We start from the raw sequence: 23,827 nt of genomic DNA on the forward strand, positions 1-23,827 counted from the left end.
TATAATTGTACCCCTAAATTGGTTTTTTTAAAAGGCTTTTTTAAAAAATGCTTGGTATTTTTTTAGTAAATATGAGAAATAAATAAAGAAAAGTAAAAAGGAGACCAAAGGTCTCCTTTTCTTATAATTTATTCTTTGTTATTAAAACTCTAAAATAAATTATTTAGTTAATCTTACGTAGCTTTCGTATCTTTCTTTTGCATCTTCTTCAGTCTTAGCAAATAAACCGTCTGCTACTTCTGGGAATGCTTTCTTTAATGAAGCATATCTTACTTCGCCCATTAAGAAGTCTTGGAATTTATCCCAATTTGGTTCTTTTGAGTCAAGAACAAATGGATTCTTTCCTTCTTCTTTAAGTGTTGGGTTGAATCTGTACATCTGCCAGTATCCACACTCAACTGCTCTCTTCTGTTCAGTTTGGCTTGCTCCCATACCGATCTTTAATCCTTGGTTGATACATGGAGCATATCCGATAACTAATGATGGACCATCATATGCTTCTGCTTCTTGGATAGCTTTTAATGTCTGATTCTTATCAGCACCCATAGCTATTTGAGCAACATATACATATCCATAGCTCATAGCCATCATTCCAAGGTCTTTCTTCTTAGTTCTCTTACCTGATGCAGCAAATTTAGCTATTGCAGCAGTTGGAGTTGATTTTGAAGCCTGACCTCCTGTATTTGAGTAAACTTCTGTATCAAATACGAATATGTTGATATCTTCTCCGCTTGCAAGAACGTGGTCAACTCCACCGTATCCGATGTCATATGCCCATCCGTCTCCACCAAAGATCCATTGTGATTGTTTCACTAAGAAATCTTTGTGTGCGTACATATCTTTTATTGCTTCGTTATTGTCTTTTTCAGCTTCTAATAATGGAAGAAGTGCAGCAGTAGCTTTCTTTGAACCTTCTCCATTCTTGAAGTTTTCTACCCAGCTTTGTAAAGCAGCTTTTAATTCTTCGCTTACATTAGCAGTTAGAGCTTCTTTAGCTTTATCAGCTAATCTTTCTCTTATTTGGTTAGCACCAAAAGCCATACCTAATCCGAATTCAGCGTTGTCTTCGAATAAGGAGTTAGCCCAAGCTGGTCCTTGACCTTTTTCGTTTGTTGTGTATGGAGTTGATGGAGCTGAACCTGCCCAGATTGATGTACAACCAGTAGCATTAGCTATCATCATTCTATCTCCAAATAATTGAGTTATTAATCTAGCATAAGAAGCTTCTCCACAACCAGCACAAGCTCCGTTGAACTCAAGAAGTGGTTGTTCGAACTGACTACCTTTTACAGTCATCTTGTTCATTGGATTTTCTTTCTTGCTTAATTTTAAAGCATATTCCCAATTTTCTTGTTCTGCTAACTGAGTTCCAGTTGGCTTCATGATAAGAGCTTTTCCTGGTGCTGGACAAATATCAGCACAGTTTCCACATCCTGTACAGTCAAGTGGAGTAACTGTAATTCTGTATTTTAATCCTGCAAATCCTGGGCCACCCTTAGCTTCTAACATGTTAAATCCTTCTGGAGCATTAGTAGCTTCTTCTTCATTCATTAAGAATGGTCTAATTACTGAGTGAGGACATACATATGAACATTGGTTACATTGTATACACTTGTCAGCTTGCCATTCTGGTACGTTAACAGCTATTCCTCTCTTTTCATAAGCAGCTGTTCCCTGTGGTAATGTACCATCTTCTATTCCGTTAAATGCAGATACAGGTAGTGAATCTCCTTCTTGTCTGTTTATAACGTCAACTATATTCTTTATGAATTCTGGTCTGTTTTCTTGTGGTTCTACATATCCTTCAGTTGTTGTCTTCCATGATTCTGGAATTACAACTTCATGTATTGCAGTTGTACCTTGATCTATTGCAGCTTGGTTCATGCTAACAACTTTTTCACCTTTTTTACCGTATGAAGCAACAACTGCGTCCTTTAAGTACTTAGTAGCATCTTCAACAGGGATAATGTTAGCTATTTTGAAGAATGCAGATTGCATTATCATGTTAATTCTTCCACCAAGACCTACTTCTTGAGCTATCTTAACAGCATCGATTGTGTAGAATTTGATGTTGTTATTAGCAATGTAGTTTTTCATTGCTGCTGGTAACTGAGCATCTAATTCTCCATCGTTCCAGATACAGTTAAGTAAGAATGAACCATTCTTCTTTAATCCTTTTGTAACATCATATTTATGAACGTATGCTTGGTTATGACAAGCAACGAAATCTGCTTTGTTTATTAAGTATGGGCTCTTAATTGGAGATTTACCAAATCTTAAGTGGGATACAGTTATACCACCAGATTTCTTTGAGTCATATGCAAAGTATGCTTGAGCATACATATCTGTATGGTCTCCTATGATCTTTATAGCACTCTTGTTAGCACCAACAGTACCGTCTGATCCAAGACCCCAGAATTTACATGCAGTAGTTCCAGCTGGAGTTGTATCAACATCTTCTCCCATTGGAAGTGATGTATTAGTTACGTCATCAACTATACCAACTGTAAATCCATCTCTTGGAGTTTCAGCCTTTAAGTTTTCAAATACTGAAATCATATGTCCAGGAACTGTATCTTTTGATCCTAGTCCATATCTTCCACCAACTATAACTGGTTTTAATTCTGAGTTATAGAATGCGGATTTAACATCTAAATATAATGGTTCTCCAATTGAACCTGGTTCTTTTGTTCTATCAAGAACAGCTATCTTCTTAACAGTTTTTGGCATAGCCTTGAAGAAGTGTTCTAATGAGAATGGTCTATAAAGATGAACTTTTATTAAACCAACTTTTTCTCCTTGTGCCATTAAGTAATCTATAGTTTCTTCGATACAATCACAAACTGATCCCATAGCTACGATTACTCTTTCAGCATCTTCTGATCCATAGTAGTTAAATAATTTATAATCTCTTCCTGTTAATTTGTTGATTTCATTCATGTAATATTCAACAGCTTCAGGAATTGTATCATAGAATTTGTTACAAGCTTCTTTACCCTGGAAGAATATATCTGGGTTCTGAGCTGTACCTCTAGTTACTGGATGATTTGGGTTTAAAGCTTTTGCTCTAAATCTGTTAACAGCATCCATGTCAACTAATTTTTCTAATTCATCATATTCTAATACTTCTATCTTCTGTACTTCGTGTGAAGTTCTAAATCCATCAAAGAAACTTAAGAATGGAATGCTTGTCTTAATAGTTGCTAAGTGTGCAACTGCTGCTAAATCCATTACTTCTTGAACACTGCTTTCAGCAAGCATAGCAAATCCAGTTTGTCTTGCAGCCATAACGTCGGAGTGATCTCCAAATATATTTAACGCATGAGTTGCAATTGCTCTCGCACTCACGTGGAATACAGTTGGTAAAAGTTCTCCAGCGATTTTGTACATGTTAGGAATCATAAGTAATAATCCCTGTGATGCAGTGTAGGTAGTAGTTAAAGCTCCAGCCTGTAATGATCCGTGAACTGCACCAGCAGCACCTGCTTCTGACTGCATTTCAACTAATTTTACAGTCTGACCAAAAATATTTTTCTTACCCTGAGCAGCCCATTCATCAACATGTTCTGCCATTGGGGATGAAGGAGTAATAGGGTAAATAGCTGCTACATCAGTAAAAGCATAGGATATATATCCAGCAGCTGTATTACCATCCATAGTCTTCATTCTTCTCATTAAAAATTCCCTTCTTTCTATATATTTTTGATTTATTTTATGTTTAAAAATAAACTTTAAACAACATAAAATAATGCATACAAATATCATTCTAGAAGAATAGTATTATTGCATTATATTATAAACAGGTTTGTCTTAAAATTAACAATGTTTATATAACAGTCAATATATATTATACATAACAATGCAAAGAAAAAACATATAAAATAATTTTTATTTTTTTTATTTAAACCTTTGCAAAGTTATTATAACATAATTTTTTCATTATTGTACACTTTTTTTAATTTTTTTAACTAAATAAATTATTTTTCAACATAATGTGTCATTATGTTGAATATTGAAAATATTCTTAATTATTATTTTAACAATCAAATACGTACCTTTATAAATTTATAAAGGTACGTATTTATTATGAATATCCATTCATTGTATATCTTGGTATTCCTTACCGTTATTTACCTAATAATTCACCTAAAGCTTTAGCCTTTTTTATTTCTTCTTCCTTAGGTGATTCTTGAACAGCTAATTTTCCTACTATATTAAATCCATATTCAATCATTAACTTCTCCCAGTCAACCATAAATTGACCTTCATCCCATCCGTAAGAACCAAATAATACTGTTGGTTTATTTTCCATATTTAATTCTTTAAAATTCTTTAAAAAAGATGCCATTTCCTCTTGCTCAATTCTGTTATTATCCATAGATGGACTTCCAAAGGCTACTGCATCTGCCTTTGTAACATCTTCAACTTTAGCATAGTGCACATGTTTTATTAAAACTTCTGCTCCTAAATGCTCTGCTCCTGCTTTTATATTTTCAGCTAGTACTTCTACATTACCACCGCTGCTCCAGTATATAACAGAAATTTTTTTCATAATATATCCCCGCTTTCTTAATTTAATTATGTTTTACTAATAATTAATATTTGATAATATTTTATCTATACTTATATATTATAGTAAATTACACTTATTTTCAATAAGACATGGGGATAAATGTAAATTTTTCTATATTTGCACCTTTTCTATCAACTTTATAATATTGTTTACTCCATTTTGAACTGGGCTTTTTCCCATATTTGTTATATACTTTTCCTTATTTCTATATAAGTTATTGATATCTTTTAATAATCTATCTTCTGTTATCTCTTCTTCTTGCATAACTAAGCTATATCCACTTTTTCTAAAGGATTCTGCATTTAAAATTTGGTCTCCTCTACTAGATTTCCTTGATAGGGGTATAAGTAGATTTGGTTTCTTTAAAGCTAATAATTCAAATATTACATTTGCTCCTGCACGGGATATTACTAAATCTGCTCCATTCATAAAATGAGGTAATTCTTCTTTTACATATTCAAACTGCCTATATCCCTTTTTGTTTATTAAATTATTATCTATATTACCTTTTCCGCATATATGAATTATATTATAAGTTAATAATAGCTTATCGATTATAGCTCTTATAGAATCATTGATAACTTTAGAACCTAGGCTTCCTCCAATTATAAGTATTACAGGCTTATCATCGCTAAATTTACATATCTTCATAGCTTCTTCTCTGTTACCTTTAAACAATTCTTCTCTTATAGGAGTACCAGTTAATACCCCTTTATTTGCTTTTATATTCTTTAAAGATTCAGGAAATGTAACACATATTTTTGTGCAATAAGGTATTGAAAGCTTATTTGCAAGACCTGGTGTCATATCAGATTCATGAGCTATAACTGGAACCTTGTTTAAACGTGCTCCTATTACTACCGGTACAGCTACAAATCCTCCTTTTGAAAAAACCACATCTGGCTTTTCTTTTTTTATTATATCTTTTGCCTGCCATACACCCTTTAAAACTCTAAATGGATCTGTGAAATTTTTTAAATCAAAATATCTTCTCAATTTTCCGCTGGATATAGTATGATATTTTATTTTTTCACCTAGGATTATATTTTTCTCAATTCCTTCTTGTGTTCCTATATATTGAATTTCATAACCTAACTCTTTTAATTTAGGTATTAAGGCTAAGTTTGGAGTTACATGTCCTGCTGTTCCACCGCCAGTAAGTATAATTTTCTTCTTACTCAATTTATCTACCACCCTTATTCTTCATTCTTCATTCTTCATTCTCAATTGTCAACTATCAATTATTAATTGTTACTCATTAATCATTACTTTTACTTAATTACTTATTACTTAATTACTTAATTACTTATTGATTAAATAATCGTAACTATATTTTATATTATTCCAATATACCTGTCCAATGTTATATATTTTAATAAAATTAACATACTTTTCATTGCTATGTACAATCTACTATGTTATGTATAATCTACTATCCGACCCTGTAATATGCTAATATATTTTAGATAAAAAAGGTTAATATAATAGTACAAAATTAAAAAAGGAGGTATGAACCATGGCAAGTAGAAATAGAGTATTAGTACCAGAAGCTAGAGAAGGGCTTGACAGATTTAAAATGGAAGCTGCAAGAGAAGTTGGTGTTAACTTAACAGAAGGCTATAATGGAGATCTTACTTCCAGACAAAATGGATCTGTTGGTGGACAGATGGTTAAAAGAATGGTAGAAGCTTATCAGAAAAATTTAATAAAATAGTCTAATACCAAATATAACTATTGAATATCTTTTTAGGCATATAGGTAAACCTATATGCCTAAAATCTATTAATATATATCTGACATTTCTATAGTCAATAAATCATCAAAGCTTTCATGAATAGTTACAAGCTGTTTCTCACTACTGTTTACATTAGAATATCTATCAAACTCCAATATAAACTCTGAGCCCATATTTTTTTTACTGTTAACCACTATACTTCCATCCATTTTCTCAACAAACTTTTTTACAACGGTTAGACCTAATCCTAATCCTTCTGCTCTTCTGGTTAATCCATTGTCTAGTTGCAGATACCTATTAAATATACTATTTAGTTGGCCTTCTTGTATTCCAACGCCTTCATCTTTCACATAAATTCTAAATTTATCTTGCATTAATACTAAATCTACATATATATTTTTGTTTTCTGGTGTATATTTAATAGCGTTAGATAGAAGATTTAATAGTATTCTTATATACTTTTCTTTATCTATTATTACGTCATACTCTTCTTTATTAGTATCAAAAATTATATTTATTCCTTTTTGCCTAGCATAGTAATCAACAGAATTCACTACAAACTCACTTTCCATTACTATATCAAAATTTTCATTATTAATTTTCATTAGTCCTGCATCAGCAGATGAAATATCCATAACATTATTGGTCAATTTTAATAATCTACTACAATTTTGTTTAATTCTATCCAAGGTTCTATCAACATTATATGTGAATTCATCTTTGTATATATCATAGGCAAGTTGTAGTGCAGAATTAATAATTGTTAGAGGAGTTCTAAGTTCATGGGATATAATTGTAAAAAATTCATCCTTTAACTTGTTTATCTTCTCTAACTCTTTATTTACAGTTATCTCCTCAGTAATGTCAATTATGTGTATGTAAATTCTTTTATGATTATCCTTATACATAAAAGGAGTTATTTTAAATTTATAATATTTTTCTTTACCTTGGCTTTGTTTCACATGATAGGGAGATATAATAACTTCCTTATCATAATTACCTGAATGAAAAACTCCATTTATCAGTTCATCTTCTATAGCTTTAGGAGAAATTTCATTAATACCTTTTCCAATTATATCCTCTTCAGTGCAATCTAATTCTAATACTTCCTCTACAAATTCAACACCTAAATTATTTATAAGACTTACCCTTAGTTCTGGATAGTCCACAACTATAACAGGTAAATTTAAATTACTTAGCACCTTTTCAATAAATTTTGATTGATTTTCAGCAATTAATTTATTTACTTTCTCATCAGTTACATCTTTTATTGATATAACGGTATAGAGTAATTCTCCATCCCCTTTTATGATTGGATTAGTGTTGATTTCAATATATTTAATTCTATTGGACTTTTTTTCCTCTAGATTTAAAATCAAATTTTTTATGGGCGACTTTTCTTCATAGAAAGTATGAAAATAATTATACACATCTACATCAGAATTATTACATGAAATATTATATTTTTTTATAATATTTTGATAATCAAGTAATTCAATTTGTTTTAATTCTAATATATTGCAAGCAGATTTATTGCACAAATTAATCCTAAAATTATTATCTACAACAAAAATACCTTCTGATATGTTATTTATTACATCCTTTAAATGCATTAAATGTTGTTTTTCTCTCTCTCTTAAGATTTCTATAATATCACACTTTGTTTTAAATTCCATTGAAAGAGCCACATATTTTTCAATCTCTTCTTTGTTCTTTATTACATCTCTATAATAATCACTTATATCTGCAATAATACAAATACCGCCTATTGCTTTATTATTTTTATGTATTAAAAAGCTAGAAGAAAGTATGTATTTTTTTCCACAATCCTGTTTTAAAGTTAGAACTTCTCCAATTACATTTTTCTCTTCTCTAATAGTTCTATTTACAAGATAATCATCAAGAAATACTTTTTTCCCATCATTATCGTATAAATTAAACATTTTTGATAACTCAAATATATTCTTTACATTATTATCATTGTATAATGCAAGAGTTTTTCTTCCCTCTTTATTTATATAATTTATATTTCCTTCTAAATCATATAAAAATGTAAAGGATGGAAATACTTCAATTATACTTTCATAATCTAAATACATTTCATCATGCACTTCATTAGCAAAAATTTGAACTGTATCATCTACAATTGAAATATTTATATCTAATTTCTTTCCGCAAGATAGTCTATAACCTCTTAAATATTCTTCTTTCCTATTGCTTTTACAATAGTTAATTTTTTCTAATAATTCTTCCGTCAATATTGTTTTAGCATATTCCCCTTTTAAACACTCCTGCGAAATCTTAAATGCTTTTCTCATTTTATCGTTCATATATTTTATTATTAGATTATCATCTTCCAGTACCATTGCACCAAATGGTACTTTGTTCAAAAATGTATACATTATAAATCCCCCAGACTAATTGACACAAATATCATAATATAATATATATTATATTTATTACATATTACTTATACAAGCCCTTTATTAAATATTTGGTAAATATACAAATAGTTACAAGAGATTAGTTACTAAATCTATAATCAATTATTCTAAGCTGAGTACTGATATATCCATTATATTCATTTATATATGGATAAAATATGAAGTCCATTTTCAATCCCACAGGATTATTCATTATTTCTAAATAATTATTTCCATACCTTTCTTTCAGTTCCTCTTCAAATTCTTGTCCTCTTCCAAAGCATAATCCATCTATCTTATTAAAACTTCCTTCAATTCTAATGCAAAATTTAATAGTGTTTCTATCTTTACCTAATATAATTATCCTATCTAGTAAAACATTTTTTTCTGCAAATACTGGTGAACTATTACCTTTCCCAAAAGGCTCTAAAATCTGTAGCTTTTCCACCAAAGAAATAGATATTTGCCTTAAAGATAGTCTTTTATCTATTGATATTTTAGGTATAAAATCCTCTGGAGCAAGATCACAATTTTCATTTAATGTTAGACTTAGTTCTTTTATTCTTTCTTGTTGCAATGTGAGACCTGCTGCCATTGGGTGTCCTCCGAACCTATCTAATAATTCTTTGCATTTTAAAAGCTCTTCAAACATATTATATCCTTCAATAGATCTACCAGAGCCCTTTACTCCCTCCTTACCCTTAGTCAATATAATTGTTGGCATATTGTACTTCTCTTTAATTCTTCCTGCTACTATACCAGCAATACTTTCATGGACATTTTCTTCATATAGTACGAGCACCTTTTGACTTTTATAGTCTCCTGACTCTATAATATCTTCTATGCTTTCTACACTTTCAGCTGTTATGTCTTGTCTTTCCATATTTAGTTGATGTAACTTCTTCCCTAGATTCTCTGCTTTGCATTCATCTTCTGTTAAAAGCAATTCTACTGATAATTCAGCAGTTTCTAATCTTCCTGTAGCATTTATGCAAGGTCCTATTATAAATCCTATATGGTACGAAGCTAAATCCTTTCCTTCTAACCCTGTCACTTTAATCAAAGACCTAAGTCCTAAATTATTTGTATTTTTTATAATAGGTAGTCCATTTTTTACAATTATTCTATTTTCATCAATTAAATCTACCACATCACATATAGTACCTATTGCAGCAAACTGTAAAAATGGATATACTTCTTTATCGTCTATGTTCATGGTTGAATATAGGGCTTGAGCGAATTTAAATGCTATCCCTGCTCCACATAAAAGTTTAAAAGGATATGTACAATCTTCTCTTTTAGGATTTATAACCGCATTAGCTTCTGGTAATATGTACTCTCTTTCTCCTTCATCATTCTCCACAAAAGTTAATTCATGATGGTCAGTAATTACTACTTCCATTCCTAATTCCACTGCTAGTTTAACTTGTTCTATTGCTGATATTCCATTATCACAACTTATTATTATTTCTACTCCATCTTCTTTTAATTTTTTTATTCTTTCTGTATTCATACCATAACCTTCGCTCTCTCTATGAGGTATATGATATGTAATATTTGCACCACATCTTTTTAATGCACTATAAAGAATTACTGTGGAGGTTACTCCATCTGCATCATAATCTCCATATACGGCTATCTTTTTTCCTTCTTCTATTCCCCTTTTTATTATATCTACACCTTTGTCCATGTCTTTCATTAAAAATGGGTCATATAGCTCCTTTAATGAAGCATTGACAAATCTATCTATATCATAGGGTGTTTTTATCCCTCTATTTATTAATATGGTTAAAACTACTTTATCTATATTTGTAATTTTATAAAGTTCATCTATATCCACGCTGTTACACTTCAACATCCATCTACTTTTCAAGTTCATCACCTCTATACCATTATATATCATTTTCCAGTGAATTAAAAATACGTTGTAATACAAAAGGTGCTGTCACACCTAGAAATATTTCTATTGTGAGACAGCACCTTTTATTAATTTATCATGTTTTTAATATTTACTAATTTGTCTTTTAATTTATTAATGCCTATTTGTACACTCTCTAATTTAGTGAGTTCATTAACAGCATCAATATCCATATTTTCTAAGTCTTTTAATGCCTTTTCAATTTTATTTAAATCTCCAGATTCCATTGCACTTTTTAGACTTCTAAAATAATATTTACAATCACTTGTCATTTTAATAACTTTATCTACATTTTTAATTTCAATATCTATAACATTTATATATTCCAATGAAAATGTTTCTAATCCATTTAAATTTCCTAAAGTGGATATTTCATTTTTAATATTTACTAACTTTTCTTTATAGTCTTCTAAGGAAATGATGCAATCATTATATATATTTATAAGCTGTTCCAAAGCTTCAATAAATGTATTAGGGTCTTCTAATTTCCCAAAAACTTCTTCCAATGAAATACTATTAAATAAATTAACAATATCATTTGAAGCACTTGTATTTTCACTAGTATATTTATCGCAATACTCTATTAATTTATTAATATAATCTCTTTCTTCTTTTGTGGTATTTTCTTTTCCTTTTAATGAGTATTCTACTAAAAAATCTATAGAACCAGAACCTCCAAGTAGAAATATATTTTTATAACTCCTGTCATTTAAAAACTCCCTTTGTTTAGTTATATCTTGTCCATTAGTTAATATTATTGGAGCATCAAATTTTGCAGCTAAGGCACTTCCTGATAATGCATCTGGAAAATTGGAACCATTAGCCAGTATAGCAGTGTCAGTATCTAAATTAAATCGGTTACATACTTTTAAGGAAGTATCATATCTATCTGCTCCCGCTAGTTTTATTATTTTACTATTATCCAAAGAAGGAATTAAGGTTTTTATTTCGCTAATAACTTTATCTCCTACAGAAGCATGTCCACCTATTATATATACTTCACTTGGTTCAATATTCTTAATCATACTTTTACCCTCCGGGGATAAACTAGAGTTTGATGTCATTATTATAGGATAACCTTTTGAAGCTGCGATGCTAGAAACACTTAAAGCATCTGCAAATCCATAAGCATTAACTACAACTACAGGAGTATGTTTTTCTACATTCATAAAATTTACAATATGTTTATTTGTGTCAAATCTATCTTTTCCACCAAGTCTCACAAAGTTCTTATAACCTTGACTCTTCATGTTATTTATAAACTCTTCATTCACGGATCCTTGTCCGCCTAATATGTATACCGTTCCGTTCTTATCTAAATGACTATTTATGTATTCTATGGAATCCTTTCTTTCATTTGATGTGTTCCCTACTAATAATATTGGTGCATTTAATTTCTTAGATAATACGCTTCCTGCTAAAGCATCTGGAAAATTCTTCCCACTTGCTACTATTACATTATTCGTAGTTTCATCATTAAATTTGTTTGAAATACTAGCTGATGTCTTATATCTGTCCATTCCATACAATCTTTTAACATTGTAAGTATCTTGTGCATAAGCCGTACCTACAAAACCAAATGTAAAAATAGTTGCAACGACTAAACTAAATATTTTTTTCACAATACCACACTCCTACTTATTTTGTAATATTATCCTATCATATTCACAAAAAATTAACATTATGAAACTATTGGATTACATGGAATATCTATCAACATATGATGAATACTCAGTATATATGTTGTGAATAAAACTCTTCTTTTCATCAAAACATAAGTATTGGAGGCGATGTTATGAAGATTTTTTTAAACAATCAATATGACAAATTAATACATTATCTTATAGTTTATCCTTGTCACTTTGAAATAATAGACCCAGGAAATCCATTTAAAGGAAAAATAGATTATCCTCTCATGTACTCTCAATATAATAACTTTGTAAATACACTGATAAACAACGATGTAAAAATACAGTTTTTAGATGTGATCGATAGCCCATCACAGGTCTTTACAAGAGATATAGGTTTTGTGGTAAAAGATTTATTATTTATATCTAAAATGAAGAGCCCCGAAAGAGTAAATGAACCAGATTCTCTAAGGGCTTTTGCAAAAAAATACAATTTAAAAACCTACGAAATGAAACACAATATAGAAGGCGGAGATGTAATACTTCATGATGATGTTATGTTTGTAGGCATGAGTAGAAGAAGTACTTTAGAAGCTTGTCATGAAGTACAAGAAGTCCTAGATAAGTTGAATATTTCTGTAAAGGTAGTGCCTATAAATTTCGATAACAAAAAGCTCCATCTTGATTGCGTATTTAATCCTGTTGATAAGGATACTTGTGTTTTATCAAGTTACGTTTATGATGTGGATAAAATAAAACCTTACTTTAAAACAATAATAAATATAGAAGATGAGGATGCTGATCAACTTGGTTCAAACTTTATACGTATAGGTAATAAAACTATACTGACCAGCAACGAAAATGTGAGAGATATATTAAGAGAACATGGATTTACTGCCATATACTGCGATTATAGTGAAGTAATCAAAGCTGGAGGTAGTTTTACATGTAGCACTCTTCCTATTTTAAGAGAATAGTTTTTATTATTTAAAGTTTGACTGATATTCCTTTAAAGGTTAAAATTATTTAAAAGACTGCTAGGAAAGGTTGTGTTACTTTGGATAAATTACTTTTTGGAATATCAGGTCTTCCTATAGGAGAAGGTTCATCAAAATTTACATATAAAAGCGGAATAGAGTATTTAAAGAGTATAGATTTAGATTCTATGGAACTACCCTTTGTACGCTCTGTAAACATTACAGATAAAAATAAAGATGAGGTATTAAAAAGCAAATTAAATAATAACTTTTATCTTTCAGCCCACGGCTCCTATTTTATTAATTTAAATGCAGTGGACGAGGAAAAGGTAGACAAATCCTTAGAACGAATAATCAAAGGTGCTGAAGGATTAAAAAAAGTTGAAGGAAAAAGCCTTGTATTTCATCCTGGCTTTTATTTAGAAAGCTCAAAGGAAGATACCTTTAATAAGATAAAAGAAAATCTCTTGAGACTTCCTGACATAGGGGTGGAGTATAGATTAGAAACCACAGGAAAAGGTACTCAATTTGGCTCCCTTGAAGAAATAGTTGGTTTATGCAAGGAAGTTGAGACTTGCAAACCTTGTATAGATTTTTCTCATCTTCATGCTAGATATAATGGTGCTCTAAAAAATTATGATGACTTTGCAAACATATTACAATATATTAAAGATGAGTTAGGATATGAAGCTTTAGAAGACATGCATATCCACATCTCTGGCATTAACTACGGTGAAAAAGGAGAAAAAAATCACCTACCATTCTTAGAAAGTGATTTTAACTATACCGCTTGTATGGAAGCTTTTAAATCCTTTGATATAAAAGGTTGTGTTGTTTGTGAAAGCCCAATACTAGAAAAGGATGCTCTATTGCTTAAAGAATATTACTTGTCTTTATAGAAAAATTGTAACCTTTTCTTAATGAGCTTAATTAGGTGTCTGTAAAGATATAATTACAAAACACAACAGAAGTTAAAAAATCATTATAGTTTTTACAAGTAAAAAATGCTATATAATGCTTATTATGCTGTCTCGCTGCAATAAAAACTTCTAAAATTTATTTTATAAAAATCTCTAATGCTGACAAGCTCCCTTTGGTCAAACATGTACAGCATTTTAACGGTATTTTAAAAAATAAATTAAGAATTTCTAGATTTTGCTCAAATGCATATATCACATTACATAGCATTTTTAAGTTTTAGATAATAATTAAGTAATCACAATATGTATAATAATCAATATTTGAAAATATATCTGTAAGATTTATAATTGTGAAACTAATCTGTAACAACATAAATGGAAAATACATTTGTAAAATATAAAAGAGCTAAGCATGTAGTGAAATAACGACTTTTTCTGGAGTGGCTTCACTACGTGCTTAGCTCTCTATTTGATAAACTAAACCACCTTTGAATAAAATTACAATTATAGAAAACAATTTACCACAATATATATCTGAAAATACATTTGTAAAACATAGAAGAACTTATGTATCTCAGTTCCTCTTTTTCGACACTTAATTATTTTAAAATTGCAATTTTCCATAGGTCGCAATTTTATTAAGTCAAAATCTGTACTATTAACTTCTAAACAACTGTATTAATTTTTTAGAAGCTTCCTTTATATCTTTTTTATGTAAAATGGCTGATATTACAGCTAGTCCATTTATCCCCTTATCTTTAAGCTCAGCAACATTATTTTCGTTAATTCCACCAATAGCTACTATAGGTATAGATACCCCTTCTCTTATTTTAGCTAATTCTTCAAAGGATACATTTTTAGCGTCTTTTTTTGTACTTGTTCCAAACATAGCTCCTACGCCTAAGTAATCTGCTCCATCTTTTTCTGCTTTTTTTGCTTCTTCTAAAGTTCTAGCAGATACTCCAAGAATTTTTTCTTTCCCAATTATCTTTCTCACAATTGAAGCTTCCATATCACTTTGTCCAACATGAACTCCAGTAGCATCTACTGCTAAAGCTATGTCTAATCTGTCATTTATGATTAGTGGGACATTGTATTTATCCGTTATTTTTTTTATCTCTGATGCTATTTCATAAAATTCTCTAGTGCTTATATCTTTCTCCCTAAGCTGCACTAATGTAGCGCCACCTAAAATGCTCTCTTCTACTGCCTTTTCTAAGCTTGTATCTAATAACATATCTCTGTCTGTTACTAGATACAGTGTATAATCTATTTTATATTTCACAGTTAATCTTACTCCTTTCCATAATAATTTTTGCATCTAATTTACTTATACTATCTATTAAAGCTACCCTAAAAGAACTAGTTCCTAAATCCTTAGTTTTTTCATGGGCTATTTCTCCTGCGATACCCATAGATAATATTCCGGCTAATGTTCCTAAAAAATAATCATCATTAGCACCACAGAAACATCCTATTAGCGAAGTACACATGCAACCAGTACCAGTAACTTTTGATAAAGTTTTGTGTCCATTAGCTACAAAGTAGGTTTGATTTTCAAAACTGATAGAATCAACCTCTCCAGTTATAGCTATTACCGCTCCTAATTCTTCTGACAAAGTTTCTCCTAGTATCTTCTTTTCTTTAATAACTAGATTTTTTTCTTCTGTTACCTCTTCTGCATCTACACCTTTTGTATTAGATTTTATACCTGCTATATTTTTGATTTCAGAGATATTTCCTCTTATTACTGAAAATTTTATTTCTTCAATAAGCTTTTTAGCAATTTCTGTCCTATAAGCTGTAGCTCCAACCCCAACAGGATCTAAAATTACAGGAATTTTTAATTTATTGGCTTTTTTCCCTGCTAGTATCATTGAATTTACAGTTCTACTATTTAAGGTTCCAATGTTTATCACTAACGCCGAGGCAATAGCTACCATATCCTCTACTTCTTTTTCATCATCTGCCATAACTGGGGATCCTCCAAGGGCCAGTACAATATTAGCACAATCATTTACTGTTACGTAATTAGTAATATGATGTACTAATGGTGTTTTGTTTCTAACTTCTGTTAATGCTTCTCCAACTTTATTTAAAATGCTCATTTTAAAACCTCCATTTTTTAGAGAATTCTTTAATTGATTGTGCATTTTCCACTGTCAACTATAAATTATTAATTATTAATTATAATTTATTAGTTAAATTAACCCTGCCTTTTTATAAAGTGTATAAAAGTGATTTGTTGGCCCTACTCCTTTACCTATATCTAATGAATGCTCTATGGCTATGGTTATATATTCTTTAGATTTCTTAATTGATTCCTCCATGGAATATCCTAAAGCTAAATTGGAAGCTATAGCTGAAGATAAAGTGCAGCCAGTACCATGAGTATTTTTGGTGTTAATTTTTTTACCATCAAAGGATTTAATTTTCTCTCCATCGTATAGTATGTCTACAGCATCATCCTTTAAATGTCCTCCCTTTATCAGCACATATTTAGGTCCCATCTTACATATGAATTTAGCTACTTTCTCCATATCTTCACTATTTTCTATCTTATCTATATTTAATCTATCCTGCTCTGGTAATATCTCATTATAGGTTTTAACTATTACCTCAGCTTCTGGCAAGTTAGGTGTTACTACTGTAGCTAGTGGAAGCAGCTTAGTAACCAACGCCATTTTTGATTCTGGCTTTAAAAGATCATATCCACTTTTAGATATCATAACTGGATCTATCACTATATTTTTAGGTTTATACTCTTTTAATTTTTCGCTTATTATTTCAATAGTATCGATTAGAGATACCATACCTATTTTTAAAGCATCTACTTCAATATCTGTAAAAATAGCATCAATTTGTGCTCCTATTATATCCCTATCTACATCTTGTACTGCAAAAACCCCTTGAGTATTTTGTGCTGTTATTGCAGTTATAACACTCATTCCAAATACCCCATGAGCTGACATAGTTTTTAAATCAGCCTGAATTCCAGCTCCACCAGAATTATCTGACCCAGCAATAGTCAATACTTTTTTCATTGTTAATCCTCCTTGTAATTAATAATGAATTACTAATAATAAATGAAACTTTCATAATAACTTTCTAAATGTTAAATTGTAAAAATTTTGATATAACCAATTCTAAACTTTATTAAATTTTTTCAAAAATAAATTATGAGAAAAGATTTTCAAAATAGAAAAGGCAATTATAGCTCCTCCCAAACTACTTATAAGAAATGGGGCTACATAAAATAATGCAGCTATTTTTTTACCTAATATAAATTTTGCTATGGGATAAGATATTAATGCTCCAATTATACCTGTTCCAACAACCTCCCCTGTAAGAGCATTCATAATGTTTCCTCTTTTTTCATATAGCATACCAGCTAAGTATGCTCCTATCATACTTCCAGGAAAAGCAAGTAAAGAACCTGTCCCTAAAATATTTCTTAATAAAGAAATACAAAAAGCAATAGCTACACTGTAGCGAGGTCCTAGTAATACTCCGGCTAATACATTTATTGAATGCTGTACCGGAAAACATTTTGCTACTCCTACTGGTATGTAAATCATTGTCCCAGTAAAAACTCCTATAGCTATTAGCAATGCTGAAAATGTGAGTTTTTTAGTATTCATTATTCTTACTCCTCTCTTAAAATGAATTTACAAAAATAAAAAAGGTACAAACCATCGTAAAGTTTGTACCTTAAATTGCACTATAATACAATATAATTCAACTCCCTACGCTGGTATTAACCAGATCAGGTTTAAGGGTCAAAGAATTTCGTTCTTAATCTCAGCTAGCAAAACTAGCACCCCCGTGACTGTGGATTTATTAAATTTTATTGCATAATATAATATTAATATATAAGTTTAACAAGGTCAAGGGTATACACTAGAGGAGGAAATATGCTATGAAAATAGGTTATGCTTGTATCCCTATGGGTATAAATGCTAAAACTACTAGGAGTTTTATAATCAGAAATTTTACATATGATAGGTTTTATACCTGTGTAAAAGAAAATCTTTCTGATTTAGAAAAAATATTAAAATATAATATAGATAATAAAATCTATATGTTTAGAATAAGTTCAGACATTATACCATTTGGAAGTCATGAAATTAATGATATAGATTGGTGGAATATTTTTAATGAGGAGTTATCTAATATAGGAAAGTATATAGGTAATAATGATATAAGAGTTTCAATGCACCCTGGCCAATACACTGTGTTAAATTCCCTCTCTGAAGATATAGTAAATAGAAGTATTAAAGATATTGAGTATCATACTATGTTTTTAGATTCTTTAGGTGTAAATTACAGTAATAAAATAGTACTACATATGGGTGGAGCTTACGGTGATAAAAAGCTTTCTATGGAAAGATTCAAAAACAATTTTAAAAGACTTTCTACTTCTGCTCAAAAAAGATTAGTATTAGAAAATGATGAAAGAATATTTAATATAGATGAAGTAATTATGATATGTGAAAGTATAAATATTCCTACAGTTTTTGATAATCTCCATAATAAGTTTAATCCTGGAGCTAATGATGATATAAATATTATACTTAAAAATGTAGCTAAAACATGGAAGAAAGAAGATGGTAATATTAAAATTCACTATTCCGATGGTGATGAAAGCAAGAAACATGGAGCGCATTCACAACATGTAAACACTGAAAATTTTATAAACTATTATAACAAAGTAAAAAACTTCCCAGTAGACATAATGCTTGAAGTTAAAGATAAGGAATTATCTGCAATAAAATGTATCAATTCATTAAATTTATCAGATAAATCTTCTTTAAGATATGAGCAATGGGCAAAATATAAATATTCGGTAATGGAAAAAGACTATTCTCTTTATAAAGAATGCAGTAAAATAATTAATTCTTCACGTCCTTTAGTAGATTTTTATAAGACAGTGGATAGGTCTCTATCTTTACCTTATAACAAAGATAATTTCAAAAATACCATTTACCATACTTGGGGATATTTAAAGGATAAAGTATCTGATAAAGAAAAGGATTCATTTTTTAAAGTCTTTGAAGAATTTAAAGATCTTCAAAAGGCAAAAAATTTAATACAAAGGCTATGTAAAAAATATAATGTAGAATATCTATTGCAATCTTATTATTTTATTATATAGATGGATTATGACGCATTGAAATTATAATTATGTTTAACAAATATATTTTCACAGTTGTAAGTTTCTACGACGATAATTTATTTTCTCAAATAGAAAGTTAAGTACGTAGTGAAGCCGCTCCAATAAAAAATCGCTATTTCACTACATACTTAACTTTTTTAGATTTAACAAATATATTTTCAAATATAAATTATTATACATATTGTGAATACTTGTTTATCTTTATCTTATAAAATTTGAAAAATGCTATGTAATGTGCCCGATGCATTTGAGCGAAGGCTATAGTTAGTTTTACGTCCCAATCTTTATTTAAGATAATATTTGTATTGTTGGATTATTGAATACCTTATGGACTACTGTATATATAAACTCACTATCAATATTATTAGTGCTTTCAACTTCCTCATAAACTTTATTGTATGATCCATACATCAACTGATAACAGGTTAAATCCTTCGCCAACTGAATTGATTTTTCAAGTCTTAATTCTCTTTTTAATTTAATACTCTTAAAGGCATTTTTTATTTCATCTTTAGTAAATAAATCACTACAATTTTTAACCTTTTCAATAGAGCTATTAATTATTTCTATGGCTTTATCAACTTTATCTTTAGAAGTACCTAAGTGAATTGAAAATAATTTTATTCCCCTCTCGTTTTTAATAGAACTTCCTACCTCATAGGCAAGGGCATTTTTAGTTCTTATGTTATTATATAAAATACTGCTAGTACCTACACCAAAAAAATGGTTAAATATTTCTAAAGCTTTAATTTCTTCGTCATTTAAGTGGTGAAGGGGATAGGTAACCATAATTTTAGCTCCATTAATATCTTCTCTTACCTTAGAGAATAATCCTGGATTATTTTCTTCGTATAATTTTATGTGGTTTATTTTTTCAATGTCACCCATATCTTCTTTTCTAAAATCTTTAAATAATCTAGAAACTATCTCTATAACTTCATCATAGTCTAAAGAAGTAACAACGGTTATGACCATATTATCTGGTCTATAAAATTCATTATAAAAACTTTTAATATGGTCTAATGTAATTGAAGATACACTGTCTTCAGTGCCTATGATTAAATTTTTTATTCTCCTAGTATTGAAAGCATTATATAACAATTCATCTTCACAAGATTGATAGACATCATCTTTCCATTCTTTCAACTCTTCTTTTATTATAGCTATTTCTTCATTAAATCCATTCACAGGGAAAGTTGGATTTATCAATATATCTGAGAACAAATCCAATCCAACCTGAAAATCTTCAGATAAGGATGTCCCATAATATACTACATAAGGGTAATTTGTCATGGCATTTTGAAAGCCAAATATTTGGTCACATAGCCTATTGATTTCATCTTCGCTTCTATGTTTTGTTTCTTTAAAAACCATATGCTCTACTGCATGAGCTATGCCTAAAGGATATCCTTCCTCCTCTAAAGCTCCAGCATTAAAACCAATGCAAAAAGATGTTATATCTCCTTCTATAGGTTTATATATTAATTTTATACCATTTTCTAATACAATACTCTTCATGTTTGTCCCCTTTAATTATTTGTCAAAAGCATATCTTCTTTTAATTGATTTACTTCTTTTGTTGTTGCAAAATTTTCCAATATTCTGAAAGAAAAATCTAAAGCTGTTGAGGGTCCTCTACTTGTTATTATATTATCCCATTGTACAACTTTTTCTGTTACATATACACTTTCACTGAATTCATTTTCAAAGGATGGATAAGATGTTATTTCCTTTCCTTTTAATACACCCGCTTCTTGCAATATTATTGGTGCAGCACAAATTGCAGCTATTATCTTTTCTTCTCTATCATATTTTTTTATTAATTCAATAACTCTATAGTCATCTTTAAGGTTTGAAGCTCCTGGCATTCCCCCTGGAAGCACTACTCCATCATAAGTGTTTATTTTTATGTGATCCAGTTTAACATCGCATTTTACATATATATTATGTGTTCCTCTTACCATATCTTCTTCATCCATGGAGCAAAGATGACATATTACTCCGCCTCTTCTTAGTACATCCACTACTGTCAAAGCTTCTATCTCTTCAAATCCGTCAGCCAACAAAACTAGTACTCTTTTCATAACTTGCCCTCCTCTTTCCTTTATGAAATAAAAAATCACTTAAGACAATTATGTAAGAATATTTTTACAATGTCAATTATTATTGTATTTTTGCATCTATATGGTATAATATCATAGTAAACTACTCAACATTAAGGAGTGATTTAATGAATCAAGTTGGATATGTTACATCAATTAACGGAGATAAAGTTAACGTTATATTTAAAAGAATGTCTGGATGTGGAGATAATTGTTCTACTTGTTCTGGCCACTGTGAATCTCCTCCATTAATCTTAGATATGGATAATATGATATCTGCTAAACCCGGAGACGTAGTAGAAGTTGTTATGGAAGACGATACTTTCTTTAAACTTACTTTTTTTGCTTATGCGCTTCCTTTAATGTTGATGCTTTTAGGAATTGCTGTAGGCTATTTTTTAACTAAAAGTGAACTAGTATCAGCTTTTTCAGGTTTAGGATTTCTAGCAGTGTCCTATGGAATATTAAGAATTGTTAATAATAAACATAAAAAAGAACGTAAAGAAACAGTTTCAATTGTTAGAATTATTCCTGCAGAAGAATTAAAGAAGGCAGGATGGGAAGTTTAAGTTGAGAGTGGACATACAGTTATATATTTATATAGTATCATTAAAGGGTTCTGCCCTGAACTTGGAGTGCAAAAGGCTGTTAGTAAACAAATTACTGACAGCCTTTTTAATTTCATTTTTACACTCTCAGCTATAATTTATTCAATGAGCAATTTATTTAGCCCATCCCATTGATCTCTTAACCGCTTCTCTCCAACCTTCTACTAAATCTCTTCTCTTCTCTCCATCCATTGTAGATTCGAAAGTTCTTGAGATAGCCCAGTTTTGAGATACATCATTTTTATCCTTCCAATATCCTACCGCTAGTCCAGCAAGGTATGCAGCTCCTAGTGCTGTAGTTTCTATAACTTCAGGTCTTTCAACTGGAACTCCTAAAACATCTGACTGGAATTGCATTAAGAAGTTATTAGCACAAGCACCTCCGTCTACCTTTAAAGCTTTAAGTTCTATTCCTGAATCTTCTTCCATAGCAGCTAATACATCATATGTCTGATAGGCCATGGATTCAAGAGCCGCTCTAATTAAATGTTCTTTTTTAGCTCCTCTTGTAAGTCCTACTACAGTTCCTCTTGCATATGCGTCCCAATATGGTGCTCCCATACCAACGAAAGCTGGTACTAAGTAAACTCCATTAGTATCTTCAACAGTAGCTGCATATTTTTCTGAATCTGCAGAGCTTTCAAGCATCTTTAATTCATCTCTTAACCATTGAATAACCGCTCCCCCTATGAATATACTTCCTTCTAAAGCATATTCAACCTTTCCATCTATTCCAACAGCTATAGTTGTAAGTAAGCCATTCTTAGATTCTACAGCTTTCTCTCCAGTATTCATAAGTAAGAAACATCCTGTACCATAGGTATTTTTTGCTGTTCCTTCTTGGAAACAAGTTTGTCCAAATAAGGCTGCCTGCTGATCTCCTGCATCTCCTGCTATTGGAATTGGCTCACCAAATAATGCTGAACTAGTCTCACCATATACGCAGCTTGAAGGCTTAACTTCTGGCAACATTGATGCTGGTATGTTCAATTCCTTTAATAATTCTTCATCCCATTTTAAATCATGTATATTATAAATCATAGTTCTTGATGCATTTGTATAATCAGTTACGTGAGCCTTGCCCTTAGTCAAGTTCCATATCAACCAAGTATCCACGTTACCAAATATTAAATTTCCCTTTTCAGCCTCTTCTCTTGCTCCTGGAACGTTATCTAGTATCCATTTAATTTTAGTGCCCGAGAAATACGCGTCTACAACCAATCCAGTTTTCTTTCTTACATCTTCTTCTAATCCTTTAGCCTTTAATTCATCGCAAATTGGAGCAGTTCTTCTGCACTGCCAAACTATAGCGTTATATACAGGAATTCCTGTTCTCTTATCCCAAACTATTGTAGTTTCTCTTTGATTTGTTATTCCTATAGCTGCTATATCTTTTGCCTCTATATTAGCCTTTGCCATAGCTTCTGCTGCAACACTAAATTGAGTAGCCCATATTTCCATTGGATCATGCTCAACCCAGCCACCCTTAGGATATATCTGAGTAAATTCTTTTTGTGCTACACTCACTGTTAATCCCTTTTCGTTAAATATGATACATCTTGAACTGGTTGTCCCCTGATCTAGTGCCATTATAAATCTCGACATTTTAATACCCCCATTTTATATATTTGTTTATGTTTAGGCATCTAAAATAAATATTGAAAGATGCCATAATATATAAAGAGAACCATAGTTAAGAAAGCCATTTAGGCTTAATTAATATGGCTCTCTTATTCTCCGCCCTATTAAATGATATTCACTTGTCAC

18 protein-coding genes and 1 riboswitch are annotated in these 23,827 nt (G+C 30.3%); of the genes, 5 read left to right on the plus strand and 13 right to left on the minus strand.

What is annotated here, in order from left to right; genetic code table 11:
• Positions 1–159: 159 nt before the first annotated feature.
• The 3 genes from nifJ to KQI86_RS02080 all read right to left on the minus strand — a co-directional run bounded on the left by nifJ (position 160) and on the right by KQI86_RS02080 (position 5,755).
• Positions 160–3,675 (minus strand): pyruvate:ferredoxin (flavodoxin) oxidoreductase, encoded by a 3,516-nt coding sequence (gene nifJ, locus KQI86_RS02070; RefSeq protein WP_216437498.1) that lies wholly within the window; start codon positions 3,673–3,675, stop codon positions 160–162.
• Positions 3,676–4,126: 451 nt separating this feature from the next.
• Entirely contained in the window at positions 4,127–4,552 is a 426-nt protein-coding gene (locus KQI86_RS02075; protein ID WP_216437499.1) for a flavodoxin, read from the minus strand.
• 132 nt (positions 4,553–4,684) lie between these two features.
• On the minus strand, positions 4,685–5,755 hold the full coding sequence (locus tag KQI86_RS02080; RefSeq protein ID WP_216437500.1) for an undecaprenyldiphospho-muramoylpentapeptide beta-N-acetylglucosaminyltransferase: 1,071 nt from the start codon (positions 5,753–5,755) through the stop codon (positions 4,685–4,687).
• Between the two features lie 334 nt (positions 5,756–6,089).
• Here KQI86_RS02080 and KQI86_RS02085 point away from each other — a divergent pair, with 334 nt between their 5' ends.
• Positions 6,090–6,287 (plus strand): alpha/beta-type small acid-soluble spore protein, encoded by a 198-nt coding sequence (locus tag KQI86_RS02085; RefSeq protein WP_216437501.1) that lies wholly within the window; start codon positions 6,090–6,092, stop codon positions 6,285–6,287.
• 68 nt (positions 6,288–6,355) lie between these two features.
• Here the strand turns inward: KQI86_RS02085 and KQI86_RS02090 are convergent, their stop codons facing one another.
• From KQI86_RS02090 to KQI86_RS02100, 3 genes are all read right to left on the minus strand, one after another.
• On the minus strand, positions 6,356–8,710 hold the full coding sequence (locus tag KQI86_RS02090; protein ID WP_216437502.1) for a PAS domain-containing sensor histidine kinase: 2,355 nt from the start codon (positions 8,708–8,710) through the stop codon (positions 6,356–6,358).
• A 121-nt stretch (positions 8,711–8,831) separates the two neighbouring features.
• On the minus strand, positions 8,832–10,604 hold the full coding sequence (recJ, locus tag KQI86_RS02095) for a single-stranded-DNA-specific exonuclease RecJ (protein ID WP_216437503.1): 1,773 nt from the start codon (positions 10,602–10,604) through the stop codon (positions 8,832–8,834).
• A gap of 113 nt (positions 10,605–10,717) precedes the next feature.
• Positions 10,718–12,271 (minus strand): cell wall-binding repeat-containing protein, encoded by a 1,554-nt coding sequence (locus tag KQI86_RS02100; RefSeq protein WP_343216127.1) that lies wholly within the window; start codon positions 12,269–12,271, stop codon positions 10,718–10,720.
• Positions 12,272–12,444: 173 nt separating this feature from the next.
• Between KQI86_RS02100 and KQI86_RS02105 the strand changes: the two genes are divergently transcribed.
• A complete protein-coding gene (locus KQI86_RS02105) occupies positions 12,445–13,254 on the plus strand; it encodes a dimethylarginine dimethylaminohydrolase family protein (protein ID WP_216437504.1) in 810 nt (269 codons plus the stop codon).
• A gap of 80 nt (positions 13,255–13,334) precedes the next feature.
• Positions 13,335–14,153, plus strand: coding sequence for a TIM barrel protein (locus KQI86_RS02110; protein ID WP_216437505.1), 819 nt, complete (start codon positions 13,335–13,337; stop codon positions 14,151–14,153).
• 679 nt (positions 14,154–14,832) lie between these two features.
• Here the strand turns inward: KQI86_RS02110 and thiE are convergent.
• The 4 genes from thiE to thiW all read right to left on the minus strand — a co-directional run bounded on the left by thiE (position 14,833) and on the right by thiW (position 17,815).
• The gene (gene thiE, locus KQI86_RS02115; RefSeq protein ID WP_216437506.1) at positions 14,833–15,459 is read right to left on the minus strand and encodes a thiamine phosphate synthase; all 627 of its coding nucleotides are present in this window, start codon (positions 15,457–15,459) and stop codon (positions 14,833–14,835) included.
• Positions 15,449–16,282 (minus strand): hydroxyethylthiazole kinase, encoded by an 834-nt coding sequence (thiM, locus tag KQI86_RS02120; RefSeq protein WP_216437507.1) that lies wholly within the window; start codon positions 16,280–16,282, stop codon positions 15,449–15,451. Before thiM ends, thiE begins: the two co-directional genes overlap by 11 nt.
• 93 nt (positions 16,283–16,375) lie before the next feature.
• Entirely contained in the window at positions 16,376–17,218 is an 843-nt protein-coding gene (gene thiD / locus KQI86_RS02125) for a bifunctional hydroxymethylpyrimidine kinase/phosphomethylpyrimidine kinase (RefSeq protein ID WP_216437508.1), read from the minus strand.
• Between the two features lie 102 nt (positions 17,219–17,320).
• Positions 17,321–17,815 (minus strand): energy coupling factor transporter S component ThiW, encoded by a 495-nt coding sequence (gene thiW, locus KQI86_RS02130; protein WP_216437509.1) that lies wholly within the window; start codon positions 17,813–17,815, stop codon positions 17,321–17,323.
• Between the two features lie 85 nt (positions 17,816–17,900).
• A riboswitch (TPP riboswitch) is annotated at positions 17,901–18,009 on the minus strand.
• Positions 18,010–18,093: 84 nt separating this feature from the next.
• Here thiW and uvsE point away from each other — a divergent pair.
• Positions 18,094–19,329 carry a UV DNA damage repair endonuclease UvsE gene (gene uvsE, locus KQI86_RS02135; protein ID WP_216437510.1) on the plus strand — a complete coding sequence of 412 codons (1,236 nt, stop codon included), beginning with the start codon at positions 18,094–18,096 and terminating at the stop codon, positions 19,327–19,329.
• 309 nt (positions 19,330–19,638) lie between these two features.
• Here the strand turns inward: uvsE and KQI86_RS02140 are convergent, their stop codons facing one another.
• Together KQI86_RS02140 and KQI86_RS02145 are read right to left on the minus strand one after the other, a co-directional pair.
• Positions 19,639–20,868 carry a M16 family metallopeptidase gene (locus tag KQI86_RS02140; RefSeq protein WP_216437511.1) on the minus strand — a complete coding sequence of 410 codons (1,230 nt, stop codon included), beginning with the start codon at positions 20,866–20,868 and terminating at the stop codon, positions 19,639–19,641.
• An 11-nt stretch (positions 20,869–20,879) separates the two neighbouring features.
• Positions 20,880–21,434 carry a DJ-1 family glyoxalase III gene (locus KQI86_RS02145; protein ID WP_216437512.1) on the minus strand — a complete coding sequence of 185 codons (555 nt, stop codon included), beginning with the start codon at positions 21,432–21,434 and terminating at the stop codon, positions 20,880–20,882.
• 146 nt (positions 21,435–21,580) lie between these two features.
• Here KQI86_RS02145 and KQI86_RS02150 point away from each other — a divergent pair, with 146 nt between their 5' ends.
• The gene (locus KQI86_RS02150) at positions 21,581–22,021 is read left to right on the plus strand and encodes a SoxR reducing system RseC family protein (RefSeq protein ID WP_216437513.1); all 441 of its coding nucleotides are present in this window, start codon (positions 21,581–21,583) and stop codon (positions 22,019–22,021) included.
• Between the two features lie 153 nt (positions 22,022–22,174).
• Here the strand turns inward: KQI86_RS02150 and glpK are convergent, their stop codons facing one another.
• A complete protein-coding gene (gene glpK / locus KQI86_RS02155; RefSeq protein WP_216437514.1) occupies positions 22,175–23,665 on the minus strand; it encodes a glycerol kinase GlpK in 1,491 nt (496 codons plus the stop codon).
• Positions 23,666–23,827: the final 162 nt, after the last annotated feature.

The sequence above is a fragment of the Clostridium mobile genome (genome assembly GCF_018918285.1).
Taxonomy (GTDB): domain Bacteria; phylum Bacillota; class Clostridia; order Clostridiales; family Clostridiaceae; genus Clostridium_AW; species Clostridium_AW mobile.